Origin of the sequence: Chloracidobacterium sp., assembly GCA_025057975.1 — a bacterium.
Lineage (GTDB): Bacteria > Acidobacteriota > Blastocatellia > Chloracidobacteriales > Chloracidobacteriaceae > Chloracidobacterium.
In genome coordinates this window covers 1-13,910 of record JANWUV010000014.1, presented here as the reverse complement: position 1 = coordinate 13,910, position 13,910 = coordinate 1, and the positions used below count along the sequence as shown (strand labels likewise).

Here is a 13,910-nt window from a genome sequence, read left to right as displayed (position 1 = left end):
TGTTACCGACACCGAATGTTGAGCGTGACGCCTTAGGCAAAGCCACTCGACAAGCTTCTTTTAGCTCTGCCAACGCTTAGCCTGCCTTTGTACGCCGTGTCTGCTGCGCCGCCAATTTACCTTGACAACGCCGCGACGACCCGCGTCCTGCCGGAGGTCGCCGCCGCCCTGTTGCCCTACCTGACCGAGCAGTTCGGTAACGCTTCGTCCATCCACGCTTTCGGGCAGCGCGCCCGTGCCGCCGTCGAGCAGGCGCGGCGACAAACGGCGGCCCTAATTGGGGCGGAGCCGTCTGAAATCACGTTTCTGAGCGGCGGGACGGAGGCAAACAACCTTGCTATTCAGGGCGTCGTCGGCGCGTATGGGTCCGACCGCCGCCGCCATATCATCACGACCGCCTTTGAGCACCCAGCCGTCCTTGCACCCTGCCGCGCGCTTGAGGCGGCTGGGTGGCGCGTCACCTATCTGCCGGTCGGCGCGGCCGGGCGCGTTACGCCGGATGACGTTGCCGCCGCGCTTACGGACGACACACTGCTTGTCACCGTTATGCTGGCCAACAATGAAGTCGGAACGCTTCAGCCCGTCGCTGACATCGGCGCGCTGGTCGCTGAACGCCGCCGGCGCGGCCAAGTGATTTTTCTCCACACGGACGCCGTACAGGCGGTCGGCAAAATCCCTGTCAATGTTCACGAACTGCGGGTGGATTTGCTTTCAATTTCCGGCCACAAAATGCATGCCCCAAAGGGCGTCGGCGCGCTCTACGTCGCCAAACACGTCCGGCTCGCAGCGCAACAGCTTGGCGGCCATCAGGAACGCGACCGCCGCGCCGGGACGGAAGCCGTCGCCAATATTGTCGCGCTGGGTCGCGCCGCCCAACTTGCCGCCGAACGGCTTGACCACATGGACGCCGTTCGCGCCCTGCGAGACGAACTCGAACGCGAGCTTCAGAAGCGGATTCCAAACATGGTGGTGAACGGCGTCGCCTCGCCCCGCCTGCCGCACATTACCAACTTAGCCTTCGATGGTCTTGACGCCAACCGACTCGTCATTGCGCTGGACTTAGCGGGCATCGCCGTCTCGACCGGGTCGGCCTGCTCATCCGGCTCGACCGAACCCAGCCATGTCCTGCGCGCGATGGGGTTGCCTCCCAACCGTGTACGCGGCTCAATTCGCGTCAGCCTAAGCTGTGAAACGACGGCGGACGACATCGCGCGGGTTATTGAGGTATTGCCAAAAACAGTGGAGCGTCTGTCTTATCGCCGCGCGTCCGCCTGATACGCCATAGCTATGGAAGCCTTTCCGCGCGCTGTCGCCTATCTGCAGTGCATTGAGCCGACCTGCCACGCCACGTATGACGCAGGTGAGCAGGTGTACACCTGTGAACGCTGCGGCGGCCTGCTGGATGTGCAGTACGAGTGGCGGCGAGCGGCCCTGATGGATGTGCTCTCGATCTTTGACGCGCGACGCGCTTCCTACCATCCGCACGACATCAGTGGCGTCTGGCGCTTCCGCGAGCTTCTTCCCTTTGCGACTTCTCCAAGCCAAGTCGTTACGCTTGGCGAGGGTAATACGCCGCTGTGGGACGCGCCCCGCAGCGCGCGCTACGCCGGCCTCCAGCGGCTGACAGTCAAACATCAGGGGATGAATCCGACCGGTTCGTTCAAGGACAACGGGATGACGACCGGTATAGCGCAGGCGCGACGGCTGGGTGCGCGGGCGGTGGCCTGCGCCAGTACGGGCAACACGTCGGCGTCGCTGGCGGCTTACGCGGCGCGGGCCGGGATGCGCGGCATCGTCTTCATTCCAGGCGGACGGATCGCCTACGGCAAGCTGGCGCAGAGCCTCGACTACGGCGCTGTGACGCTACAGATTGAGGGTGACTTCGACGACGCCATGCGGTTGGTGCGCGAGCTGTCCCGGACGACGCCGCTGTACTTGCTCAATTCGGTCAATCCGTTCCGGCTGGAAGGTCAGAAAACCATCGCGTTTGAGCTGTTGCAGCAGCGGCGGTGGCGCGTCCCCGACCGCGTGGTCGTACCGGGCGGCAATCTGGGTAATATTTCGGCGCTAGGCAAGGGCTTCAAGGAGCTTCATGACTTGGGCTTGATTGCGCGGATGCCTCGGCTGACGGTCGTGCAGGCGGAAGGCGCAGCGCCGCTGGCGCAGTGGTACGCGGCAGGACGTGTGGGCAACCTGACGCCGGTCACGAAACCCAAGACACTGGCGACGGCGATTCAAATCGGCAGTCCAGTGTCGTGGTTGAAAGCAGTGCGGGCGTTGGACTGGACGGATGGCGTCTGCACAACGGCCTCCGAGCAGGATATTGCCGACGCCAAAGCTGTCATTGGCCGCGACGGTATTGGTTGCGAGCCGGCCAGCGCCGCGACGGTCGCCGGACTGCGCCGTTTAGTCGCCGAGGGTGTCGTCCACCCAGAGGAGGACGTGGTGGCGATTTTGACGGGCAGTGCGCTCAAGGACCCAGATTTCACTGTGCAGTACCACACCGGGCAACTTTTTACCGACGCCGAGCGCGACACGCGCCTGACGCGCGCGGAAGGCCGGATTGCGGCGACCTTCGCCAACGCGCCGCGTCGCGTCCCGGCTGACGCCGACGCGCTCCGGCAAATTATTCTTGAACTTGTGACCGAATCGCTGCCCCTCGAAGGGTGAAGGTGACAGGGTGAGGAATCGGGCCTTGTCTGCTTATGTTGCTGCTTGGCGGTGCCTTGCGACGTGGCTGCTTGTTGTGTTGCTTGCGCTGTGCGGCGGCGCAACCTTGGCGCAGGAGGACCCATCCGACGAACCGCCTGAAGAAAAGCCAAGTTGGACGGTGCGCGCTAGCGCGCGGGCGGCGTTTGTCGCCGACGCTGGGTTGGCGGCGCTGCGCACTGTGCCAAGGCCCGACGGCGACCTCAAACAGCGATTGCGTGTGGGGCGGCGGGTGTACGTTGTCGGCCGTCCACGGGTGGTTGACGGACGAACCTACTTGTTTGTCGCCGTCACGCGGCGCACGCGCGGTTGGCTTGACCAGCGGGCAGTGGTTCGCGCCGACCGGCGCGGCGATGACGCCCGCCTGCTGGCGCTGGCCCGCGCTGAAACCGGCGGCTACGAACGGCTTCGGTTGTGTCGGTTGTTCGAGATGTTGTTTCGGCGGTCGTCGCAAACGCCGGCTGTGTTATTGCTGCTTGGTGAGACGGCTGACGCTGAAGCCGAAGCCATCCAGCGCCGCGCTGAGCCGCGCGTCCGTCGGCGCACAGCCTCAGGCAACGCCGACGAAGCCGCCTACTTCGACAACGATCCGGCGTTGGATCGCTACCACCGGCTGGGCGTGAAGTTTCGCTATGACCCGGCGCGCAGGCGATATTGCTATGACGGGGCCGCTTACCGGCGGCTCGTGCAGCAGTACCCACACGCGCCGGAAGCGGAAAAGGCGCGGCAACGGCTAGCCGCGCCGTAGCGCCGTCCGCTGGGCACGGCACCACACATGCAACGGGTTACGGACACGTACACGGAGCGCCGCTCCCACCACGTCGTTCGGCGGCGGCTTCGGCTTGCGCGCGCGTATCATACTCACCTAACAGACAAACCTGCCCGCGCGCCCGCTGCATCTGCTCCGGTGTTCGGGTGTCCACTTCGAGTTTTCCGTTGGCGCAGTAGAGGCGGTACTTGACATCTGCGCTGACCAGTCCGGCGGCAAGCAAGCTTGCCAGCCCCAGTCCTAGCCCTACGGCCCAACCTGAACGGACGGTCGTCATGGTGGTGTTCTCTCCTCACAGGCGTCGCCGAAGCGTACGGTTAGGGGTGACAGGGTCGTTTGGTGCGGATTGCACGTCCTACGTTGCTTGGGTCATAGTGCCGTATCACCATCCGGCGTCGCAATTGTGCGGAAACGGCTTGGCTGGAGACAATGCTCAAACTGACGGAAGAGCGACTGCGTCGCCTAGCAGAAACCCTCGATACGTTGCACTTACGAGGTGTGTTGGGCGCGCATGCCCGGTCGGCCGGCAACCGGGTTGCGTTGCTCAAGCAGGTAGTTGAACAAGCGCGGGAACATACCGCGACAGCTCATCGCCTCTATGAGGCCGCCCGGCTGTCCCCGGAGCAGGTCTGGGAATGGTTGGCTGAAGCCGCCCCGGAACTGGACACGGCTGCACGCGAGCGCATCCTGCGGCTGTTGACGGCGTCGTTGGAGCCGGGTGAGTTGATTCCCGCCCAGCAGGTGGTGAGTCTGCTGACGATTGGGCTGGCGACGGTCATTGAGGAACTGCGCGAGCTTGAGCGCCGCCGACCGCGCCCAAATCTCGATTACCACGAGTTTCAAGTTGAGCGTCACCGCCGCATGGCGCTCAAGAAACTGCTGGAGGGGATTGGTACGCCCGACCCGCAACCGTTTGTCCCGGACCCGTTTCAGTTAGCGGCTGTGGAGATTGTGACTGAGCAAGGGATGGATGTCATCGTCGCTGCGCCGACCGGATCGGGCAAAACGTGGATCGCCGAGCAGGCGATTCGCCGGACGCTTGAACGCGGCGGGACGGCGTGGTACACGTCGCCGCTCAAGGCGCTGTCCAACGACAAGTTCCGCGAGTTCGGACGCAAGTTCGGCCCCGACGCCGTTGGGCTGATTACGGGCGACCGACGAGTCAACCCCGACGCGCCGCTCAAAATCGCCACGACGGAGATTTACCGCAACGGTCTGTACGACGCGATGACGCGCGAGGGGGTGATGGGTGCGCCCGACTTAGTGGTGTTTGACGAGGTACACTACCTTGGCGACCGGCATCGCGGCGTCGTCTGGGAGGAGTCCATCATTTACACGCCGGCTTCGACGCGCCTACTGATGCTGTCGGCGACGGTCGGCAACGCGCGCGAGCTGGCGGAATGGGTGACGTGGACACGCGGCGTCGAGTGTCGGCTGGTGGCGCATCCACAGCGCCCCGTACCGCTCAGGACGGCGTTCATTCACCCAGACGGCCGGCTGCAACCGCTGTTTGAGGAAGAGCATCCCGGCCGACTGCATCCCGACGTAGAGGCCTTGTACAACCGGGCGAAGCAGCAGGAAGCGGAGGCGCGTCGCCGTCGTCCGCCGTTCTACCGCCGCCGTCGCCGCTGAAGACCGCAAGCAGAGGGATGGTTTCTATCGTTATCGGCAGAGTCCGCGAGCGACCCGACTACCGCCCCTTCCTCAGGCTTTCAAGAATGCGCGCGCGAAATGTCGCCGTCTCGCGGCGAATCGTCGCTTCGTCTAGCGTCAGCACGCGCCGATCGCGCATCAGTACCTTACCGTGGACGACCACCGTTTCCACGTCGCCGCTTTTGGTGGCGTACACCAGCGTCGAGTAAAGGTTGTAGTTCGGAAGCTGGCGCGGATTTGAAACATCCACCACGATGAAATCCGCCAGCTTACCGACTTCCAACGACCCAATCCGGTCGGCCATATGAATGGCGCGCGCGCCACCGATGGTCGCCATTTCCAGCGCCGCCTGCGCCGGAACGACCGCGGGATCGCGGCGGACGACTTTGTGCAGCTTGGCTGCTGTGTCCATTTCCTCAAACATATCGAGGTCGTTGTTGGACGCCGCCCCGTCCGTGCCCAACCCAATCGCCAGCCCGGCGGCGAGCATCTCCGGAATCGGCGCAACGCCGGCCGCCAGCTTCATGTTGCTCTGCGGGCAGTGAACGACGCCCACGCCGCGCTTTTCCAGAATCGAGTACTCATCCGCTGTAATCTGCACGACGTGGGCGGCGATGGTGCGCGGCCCTAGCAGCCCCAGCCGCTCGACATGAGGAATCGGGCGCTGGCCGTAGCGTTCCAGAATGGTCTGCGTTTCGGTATCGGCTTCTGCGAGATGCGTCACGAGCGGTACGCCGTGCTTGTCGGCGAGCTTGCGACACGCTGCGAGCGTTTCCGGCGCGCAAGTGTAGGGCGCATGCGGCGCGACGGCCGGCGTGATGAGCGGATGTCCCGTCTTGTACTTTTGGATGAACCGCTCGGCGTTTTCCACACCTATCTGCGGCGTCAGCGCGTCGGGGACAGGAAAATCAATGACGGTCTGACCCAGAACGGCACGCAGTCCGGCGGCCTCCGTCACCTCGGCGATGTCGCCCTCGAAGTAGTACATGTCCACGAAGCAGGTGGTCCCGCTGCGAATCATCTCCAGACAGGCCAAGCGTGTCCCGGCGCGTACCATCTCGCGGGTGACGTTTTTGGCTTCCGCCGGAAAAATGAATTGCGTCAGCCATGCCTGAAGCGGCAGGTCGTCGGCGAGGCCGCGAAAGAGCGTCATCGGGGCGTGCGTGTGGGCGTTGATGAGACCCGGCAGCACCGCCTTGCCGTCCGCCTCAATCACGGTTTTGGCCCGGTAGCGCGCGGCCTCGGCCGCCTCGCCGACGGCGACGATGCGCTCGCCGCGCACCGCCAGAAAGCCGTTGGGAATGACCCGCCGTTGCGCGTCCATGGTGACAACCGTTCCGCCGCGCACGAGGATGTCAACGGTTTCAAGGTTGCGTGTTTGTCCTACAGTTAGCGTGACCGCCGCCGCCAGCAGCCAAGCTACAAGGGCCGACAGTCGCGGCAGCGACACGCAAGATGCGTTGTTGGAGGCTGTCATCTTGAAAGACTCACGCACGCGCCAATGCGCCTGTGGCGCGATGCGCCTCAAGAATCGCCGCCGCCGCCCGTCGTCCGCTTGACACAGCCCCTTCCATGCTGTCGTAAAACCGCTGTTGCGTGTAGCCACCTGCGAGGAAGAGGTTCGGCACGGGCGTCTTCTGCGTCGGACGCAGGCGGTCAATGCCCGGCTTGGTGGCAAACACCGACTGCGGAATGCGTACGACAACGGCCTTAGTCACCTTTGCTTTTGGGGCCGTGTTTGGGAAGCACGACTTCACATCCTCCCAGACGCGCCCAATGATTTCTTCGTCGCTTTGTCCGATGATATCGCGCGCTGGCGCGACAACGAACTCCATCCGCGAGCGGCGCTGCGCCATTTCGGCTTTCTGGTCGAGGAAGTACTCCGGCGTCGTGTTACCGAAATCGGCGTAGACCGGGATAATGCCGTCAGGACAGAACAGGATGTTGTCAATAAACGAAATCTGCCGGTCGAACCACATCTGCACCGTCACAACCGGCACCCCTTCAAACTGATCGAGATTGCCAAAGAAGGGGTCTTCCTTGAGTTCCGACGGGATGACGCGCTGGAGTTTGTGAATCGGAAGCGCCGTCAGGTAGTAGTCGCCGGTGACGCGCTCGCCAGTGATGAGTTCGACGCCGGCGATTCGGCGACGTTCATCGAGGATGAGCGTCTTGACATTGCAGTTGACGCGGATGCGTCCGCCCTTGCGCGTGATGTAATCCGCCAGCGGCTGCGTCAGGTGTTCCTGTGGTGAACCTTTCAAAAAGCCCATGCGCGACGCATGCGGCTCGCGCAGGAACGTTCCGGCGACATCCAGCACGACCTTGGCGGAGATTTCCTCCGGCGGCATGAACTTCAGCGACAGCGTCATTGGCAGGAACATCTTCTTGAGCATGCGGTCGTTGATCCCCCAGCGCCGATGCCATTCCTGATACGTGTACCGGTCTTGCTCCGCCATGTACTGGTCGTTGCCGAAAATCATCGGGAACAGCGATTTGCCCAACGTCAGCTTTTCCGGCAAGGAGAAGTAGTGGTTTTCAAAAACGGCCGGCAGCAGGTGAAACGGCGAAGGCAGCTTCGTGGTGCGAAAGCTGAACCGTTCGCCGCCAGCGAGCGTGTAAGTCAGCTTGTGTTCCTTCCACAGGATGCGGTTGTAGATGCCGAGTTCCTTCATCAGTTCGTAAATCTCGACATACGCACCGAAGAACACATGCAAGCCTGTCTCGATCCAATCGCCGTCGGCGTCTTTCCACGCGGAGACCTTGCCGCCGAGAATCGGGCGCTGCTCCAGAAGCTCGATCTCGAAGCCGTTATCCACCAGCGTTTTGGCGGCCGCCAGTCCCGCTAGGCCGCCGCCGCAGATGACGACGCGCGGTCGCCCGCCCGTCGTTGTCGCCACAGCCGTTGCCGTCATAGGAACTCCTCGAAAAAGTCGCATTGTTGGGGGCCTTGGGTTGACGTTGGAGCGCCTAGCCTAGCACTACGTCCCGCAGCCGCAACGTATCCTTGCCGACGCCGAATGCGAGCCGTTGCACAGCGAGTTGTGAAGTCAGCCCCAAAAGCCGCCAACGCAGCCGCACCGTTTTATGCCAAGTGCAGTAATGCTGACTACTTGCACTTTGCACTGGGTCAAGCCGGTGAATCACTTTGCGCCCCAGGTGAGATTCACGACTTGCGCCCAAACGTCGCCAGCGTCTCGCGGAGCGCCGCCAGTTGCATCTCCAGCGCCGCCCGTTGCTCGGCTTTCTCCGCCACGACTTCCGGCGCGGCGCGCTCGGCGAACCCCGGACGATTCACTACCTCAAGCAACTGCGCCAGTTCTTTCTCCCGTTTGGCGAGTTCCTTCTCAAGCCGCGCGCGCTCCGCCTGCTCGTCCACCAAACCAGCAAGCGGCACAGCCAACCGGACGCCTTCCGCCGTCACGCTGCGCGCGCAAAAGCCAAGCTCCGGCAGCGTTTCGTGGCCAATGAGCGTCTTCGCCCGCGCCAGCCGCAGAATGGCCGCCTGCTGCTCGGCGAAAATCGCCAGTCGCTCCGCGTCAGCCGCAACATGCAGCTCCACAAGGGCACTTGGCGGAAGGTTCATCTCAGAGCGAATGTTCCTGACGCGCGTAATGAGGCTGATGACGGCGTCCATAGCGCGCTCCGCCGCCGCGTCGCGTCGTGTTTCGTCCGGCTGCGGGTAGGGCGCAATGCACAGGCTGGACGGCCGCGTCGCCGCCGGCCACACATACGGGCTGACGCGCTGCCAGAGTTCTTCAGTAATGAAGGGCATAAAAGGGTGCAGCAGACGCAGCGCTTGTTCGAGCGTCGCAGCGAGGCGTCCACGCGCAGCCGTCCGTTCTGGCGTGTCCTCCGGTGCGGAAACAACCGGCTTGACAAGCTCAATGTACCAGTCGCAGAAGTCGTTCCAGAAAAACTTGTAAAGCGTTAGCGCCGCGTCATGAAATCGAAACGCTTCAAGAGCATCATGGATTTCCCCTATAACGCGCATCATGCGCGAAGCCATCCAACGGTCGGCCAAGGTCTGCGGCGCGTCTATTGGCAACGGCGTGGCTTCATCCGGGAGGTTGCCGAGCGTAAAGCGCGCGGCGTTCCAAATCTTGTTGGCGAAGTTGCGCGCCGCCTCCATTTTACTTTCCTGAAGCTTGATGTCGTTCGCGCCAGTGACGGCCGAGACGAGCGAAAACCGTACGGCGTCCGTCCCGTACTTCCTGAACACGTCAAGCGGATCAACAACGTTGCCCTTGGTTTTCGACATCTTTTGTCCCTGCGCGTCGCGGACGAGTCCCGTGACGAACACCGTCCGAAACGGCACGTCGCCCGTAAAATGCAGGCTCATCATCATCATCCGGGCGACCCAGAAGAAAATGATGTCGAAGCCGGTCACCAGCACGTCAGTCGGCGTGAAGGTCTTCAGGTCTTCATTGGCGGCGTCCTGCGCCGGATCGCCCGTCCAGCCGAAGGTCGAGAAAGCCCACAGCGCCGAAGAGAACCACGTATCAAGTACGTCCTCGTCCTGCGTCAACGGCGCGTCATTAGGAAGGCCGAGCTTGCGCCGCGCCTCGGCTTCCGAGCGGGCGACGGCGAAACGACCGTCTGCGGCGTACCAGGCCGGAATCCGATGACCCCACCATAACTGCCGCGAAATGCACCACGGACGGATGTTTTCCATCCAATCAAAGTAGACCTTCTCCCAGGACGCGGGAATGAAGCGCGTCCGCCCGTCGCGGACAGCCTGTACGGCGACTTCCGCCAACGGTTTGACATCCAGAAACCACTGCTCCGACACCAGCGGCTCAATCGGGACGCCCGACCGCTGACAGTGGCCGACATTGTGCGTGTAGTCCTCGACTTTGACCAGCGCGCCTTCGGCTTTGAGGCGTGCAATGATTTTTTCACGCGCCTCAAAGCGGTCAAGGCCGGCAAAGCCGTCGCCGGCGGCTTCGGTCATCGCGCCGTCTTTGCCGATGACGACGATGAATTCAAGGTTGTGCCGCTTCCCTATCTCAAAGTCGTTCGGGTCGTGCGCCGGCGTGACCTTGACGACGCCCGTCCCGAAATCCTTTTCCACCAGCGGGTCAGCAATAATTGGAATTTCACGGCCGACAATTGGTAGCCGAACGCGCCTCCCGATGAGCCGCCGGTAGCGGTCATCGTCTGGATGGACGGCGACGGCCGTGTCACCGAGCATCGTTTCCGGGCGCGTCGTGGCGACAACGACGCTTTCAGCGGCGTCCACCACTGGATAGGCAAGGTGATAGAGTTTGCCGCGTACTTCCTTCATTTCCACTTCGAGATCGGAAACGGCCGTCTGGAGCTTGGGCGACCAGTTGACCATGTATGCGCCACGGTAAATGCGTCCTTCTTCGTAGAGCCGGACAAAGACTTCGCGCACAGCGCGGCTCAGGCCCTCATCAAGCGTAAAGCGTTCGCGTGACCAGTCCACACTGACGCCTTCCAGCCGCATCTGGCGCTGGATCATCCCGCCGGATTCGGCTTTCCACGCCCAAACGCGCGCTTCAAAGGCTTCGCGCCCAAGATCGGTTCGTTTGATGCCCTCCTTAGCGAGTTGTTGCTCGACGACCATCTGGGTGGCGATGCCAGCGTGGTCGGTGCCCGGCAGCCACAGTGTCCGCCGTCCTTGCATGCGCCGCCAGCGCGTCAGGACATCCATCAGAGCATGCTGAAGCGCATGCCCCATGTGGAGCGAGCCGGTGACGTTCGGCGGTGGGATAACAATACAGAAGGGTTGTCCATCGCCTTGAGGTTGGAAATAGCCGCCCTGTTCCCAGAACGGATACCATTTTTGCTCGACGTCTTGCGGATTGTAAGCTTTCGGTAGGTCGTGAGGCATGGTTTTACAGGTTTAGCGAGAATGCGGCGCGCGCCGTAGAACCGGATGTTGTAGCAGGAAGCGCTAGTGATTTCACGGCTTCCAAACCGCTACGCTGCTAAGGTAGGCTTGGCTGCGTAGGTAAAAGATTCGCCTTGTCCCCGCTTAGTACTTTTCATCTGGTGAGCATCGCTTATGCCAATCGTGACGTTCCAGCCGTCCGGGCAAAAGGTCGAAGTGGCGGCCGGCGCGACGCTGCTTAGCGCGGCCCAGCAAGCCGGTCAGCCGTTGCTTCATTTTTGCGGCGGCTACGGCATTTGTCAGACTTGTGAAATTCGCGTGGATGCGGCGGCGGCAGCCGCATTGTCTGCGCCGGGCGCCAAAGAACAACGCTGGTTTGACGCCGACGACTTGGCGGCGGGACGGCGGTTGGCGTGCTGTGCGCGGGTGCAAAAAGATTTGTCCCTGACGTTGCCGGCGGCGAAGCGGTTCGACATCGCTGCGCAGTTCGAGAAGTTGACCTTCAGCGAAGCGCTTCAGCTTTGGTTTCGCATGGTGGCGGCCGCGTCGGAGGATTTTCTCAACCACGCGCGCCATGGCTACGCGGCCATACTCAACGGGATTGAAACCGTTCAGGAAAAGGGAGTTGCGGAGCTGCCGACGCTGACGGCGCAGCTGATCAACGCGACGCTGACCAACGGCATTCTGGCCTTTGAGGCTGTGGCGACCGGCATGGCGCGGAGTATGAGCGCATTTGGTTCAGTCGTGGAGTCGGCGACGGCAAGTCGTCAGCCAGAGCCGCCTAAGCCAGCGGCCACCCCAAAACCAGCGACGGCGGAACCGAAAACGTCCGAGGCCAAGCCCGTTCCGATGGAAGTACGGACGCGCCCGCGTCCAGCAGGCGAGTCGCGTTCGAGCGCCGAGTCGCCAAAAGCTGAGACGCCCAAGCCCGGCGACCGGCGTTCATAGGCGTTGTTCCAAGGCAAGCAAAAAACTTTTACTCACCAGCAACACGTTGGTAACGCGCCTCGTTAGAATGGCAAGCCGGGTGAGCTTTACCAGTCTGGCTTTTTGCGGCGTCGAATGTTGTTTCGATGCCGCTTTTTTTGTTTGTATCAAGCGACTCGATCGCCGCAAATGGTTTCGGACGCCGCTCCTCTTAGGAAAACGTTGCGTGGAACGCGGTTCCCGACGTGGGCGTCGGTCGCTATGGAAATGCTGCTTGCCTTTGTCGTCAGCACCGTCACCATGGCAACACCGCTGATGTTGGCGGCGCTTGGCGAGGCTGTTTCCGAACACGCTGGGGTGGTCAATATCGGCATTGAAGGTGTTATGCTGATGGCCGCCTTTGTCGGCGTCGCTGTCTGTTACCTGACGGCTCATCCAGGGTTGGGGATGGCGGCCGCTGTCGGAAGCGGGCTGCTGTTGACGGCGGTATTTGCCGCGCTGACCGTCAACGGCGCACGCGATCCGCTGCTGGTCGGTACGGCTTTGAACATTTTCGCCCTTGGCGCGACGGCCGTTGCGCGGCGGGCGTTGGTTGGCGACTCCAACGCTGCCTTCGTCGTACCGACTTTGCCTCTCTGGAGCGTCCCTCCGGTGGCGGCGGCACTCGGCGTCGGAGCTTGGTACTGGCTCTTTCGGACGCCCCACGGGTTGGGGTTGCGCGCCGCCGGAGAGAATCCGGCGGCGGCGGCTGGAGCTGGATTGAGCGTGGCGTGGTTGCGCTGGGCGGCGTTGCTCTTCAGCGGCTTGACCTGTGGGCTGGCCGGAGGGTATCTGGCGCTGGGGCTGTCGAACACCTTTGTTGAAGGTATGACCGCCGGGCGTGGTTTCATTGCGCTCGCCATTGTGATTGTCGGACGGCGACATCCGGCCGGCGTCCTGCTGGCCGCGCTGGTGTTTGGCGCAGCCAGCGACCTGCAATTTCGCCTGCAGGCGTTGGGGCTGGATGCCGTGCCGTACCAGGTCTTCCTCGCTTTGCCCTACCTCCTAACCTTGGCGGCGGCGGCGTGGTTTAGACGGCAGGCGACAATCCAACGCGCCCGCTAGGTCCTGGTGTCCACCTTGTGGGCACAGGGAATTGGCGGTCGTGTTACCCAGTACCAGTAGTTGATGGATGAAGTTCATCAAAAAGCCATGATGACCATTCCCAATCCTGTGTCTGGCGACGTGAGCAACTGCTAGGTAACCATACCGGTGATTGAAGCCCTATGCCGGAGGAGTTCAGAGGGTTGGACGCGGCGCTGTCTAGCATCAAACGCCCGCCAACCTCTAGCGCTTGGCTGTAAGCTCTGCTGGTTAGAGCGCTTTCATAGTGCGCGTCCGCCAGCTTGTTACCCTGACGACACCAAGCGTATGCGCCGGCTGTACTTTTGTCTGCCGTTGTGCCATCAACGCCTTCCCCTACTCATCTCAGCCGCTCAGGAGGTACCCGATGACGACGCCATCTCCACAACCCGCCTACCCACCGACGCCGACGCCACCCCTCCCCACCTGCCGCGTCCTCACCATGGACGACCTCCCCAGCGAGTTTGAGGACGAAGAAGCCTTGCCCAGTGAGTTCCACCTCCTGTTCGCTATGCTCCTGTACGAAACCTTCCGCCCCACAACCGTCCCCCCTGACCACTACTTCTGCGCCATTGACCTGTACCTGTACTTCCTGCACGAGGGCGTTGTGCGCGGGCTGCGTCCCGACTGGATGGGCGTTGTCGGCGTGCCGGCGCTGTACCGAGGCGAGCGCACGCGGGCAAGCTATGTCGTGGAAGATGAAGGGCGCGCGCCGCTCATCATCGTCGAGGCATTGTCGCCGCAGACGCGCCGCAACGACTTGGCTGAGTATGGGCGTGGGGCGTGGGCGGAGGATCGGAAACTGCTGCGGAAGTGGGACATTTATGAGTCGGTGTTGAAGGTTCCGTACTATGTGACGATTGACGACAGACG

General features: G+C 62.5%; 11 protein-coding genes. 7 read left to right on the top strand and 4 right to left on the bottom strand.

All coding sequences use genetic code 11. The features are described from left to right. Positions 1-96 precede the first annotated feature (96 nt). Genes NZ585_12155 through NZ585_12145 form a run of 3 tightly spaced genes read left to right on the top strand, consistent with a single transcriptional unit; the run spans position 97 to position 3,457 of the window. Positions 97-1,275: a cysteine desulfurase gene (locus tag NZ585_12155; GenBank protein ID MCS7080783.1), complete on the top strand. Its 1,179-nt coding sequence runs from the start codon at positions 97-99 to the stop codon at positions 1,273-1,275. Between the two features lie 12 nt (positions 1,276-1,287). Next, entirely contained in the window at positions 1,288-2,670 is a 1,383-nt protein-coding gene (thrC, locus tag NZ585_12150; GenBank protein MCS7080782.1) for a threonine synthase, read from the top strand. Positions 2,671-2,695: 25 nt separating this feature from the next. Then, positions 2,696-3,457, top strand: a complete 762-nt coding sequence (locus tag NZ585_12145) for a hypothetical protein (GenBank protein ID MCS7080781.1) — start codon at positions 2,696-2,698, stop codon at positions 3,455-3,457. Between the two features lie 37 nt (positions 3,458-3,494). On the opposite strand, the gene NZ585_12140 is transcribed toward NZ585_12145, so the two are convergent. Next, a complete protein-coding gene (locus NZ585_12140) occupies positions 3,495-3,755 on the bottom strand; it encodes a hypothetical protein (protein MCS7080780.1) in 261 nt (86 codons plus the stop codon). Positions 3,756-3,907: 152 nt separating this feature from the next. Here NZ585_12140 and NZ585_12135 point away from each other — a divergent pair, with 152 nt between their 5' ends. Beyond that, positions 3,908-5,110, top strand: a complete 1,203-nt coding sequence (locus NZ585_12135; GenBank protein ID MCS7080779.1) for a DEAD/DEAH box helicase — start codon at positions 3,908-3,910, stop codon at positions 5,108-5,110. A 58-nt stretch (positions 5,111-5,168) separates the two neighbouring features. Here NZ585_12135 and NZ585_12130 read toward each other — a convergent pair whose 3' ends face one another. The 3 genes from NZ585_12130 to NZ585_12120 all read right to left on the bottom strand — a co-directional run bounded on the left by NZ585_12130 (position 5,169) and on the right by NZ585_12120 (position 10,988). Continuing rightward, on the bottom strand, positions 5,169-6,581 hold the full coding sequence (locus tag NZ585_12130; protein MCS7080778.1) for an amidohydrolase: 1,413 nt from the start codon (positions 6,579-6,581) through the stop codon (positions 5,169-5,171). Between the two features lie 37 nt (positions 6,582-6,618). Next, positions 6,619-8,046 carry an FAD-dependent oxidoreductase gene (locus NZ585_12125; GenBank protein MCS7080777.1) on the bottom strand — a complete coding sequence of 476 codons (1,428 nt, stop codon included), beginning with the start codon at positions 8,044-8,046 and terminating at the stop codon, positions 6,619-6,621. 251 nt (positions 8,047-8,297) lie between these two features. Then, positions 8,298-10,988: a valine--tRNA ligase gene (locus NZ585_12120; protein ID MCS7080776.1), complete on the bottom strand. Its 2,691-nt coding sequence runs from the start codon at positions 10,986-10,988 to the stop codon at positions 8,298-8,300. 174 nt (positions 10,989-11,162) lie between these two features. Between NZ585_12120 and NZ585_12115 the strand changes: the two genes are divergently transcribed. From NZ585_12115 to NZ585_12105, 3 genes are all read left to right on the top strand, one after another. Next, a complete protein-coding gene (locus NZ585_12115; protein MCS7080775.1) occupies positions 11,163-11,936 on the top strand; it encodes a 2Fe-2S iron-sulfur cluster binding domain-containing protein in 774 nt (257 codons plus the stop codon). Between the two features lie 240 nt (positions 11,937-12,176). After that, positions 12,177-13,019 (top strand): ABC transporter permease, encoded by an 843-nt coding sequence (locus NZ585_12110; GenBank protein ID MCS7080774.1) that lies wholly within the window; start codon positions 12,177-12,179, stop codon positions 13,017-13,019. Positions 13,020-13,404: 385 nt separating this feature from the next. Beyond that, positions 13,405-13,910: Uma2 family endonuclease (locus NZ585_12105; GenBank protein MCS7080773.1), on the top strand; the 506-nt coding region annotated here is incomplete at its 3' end.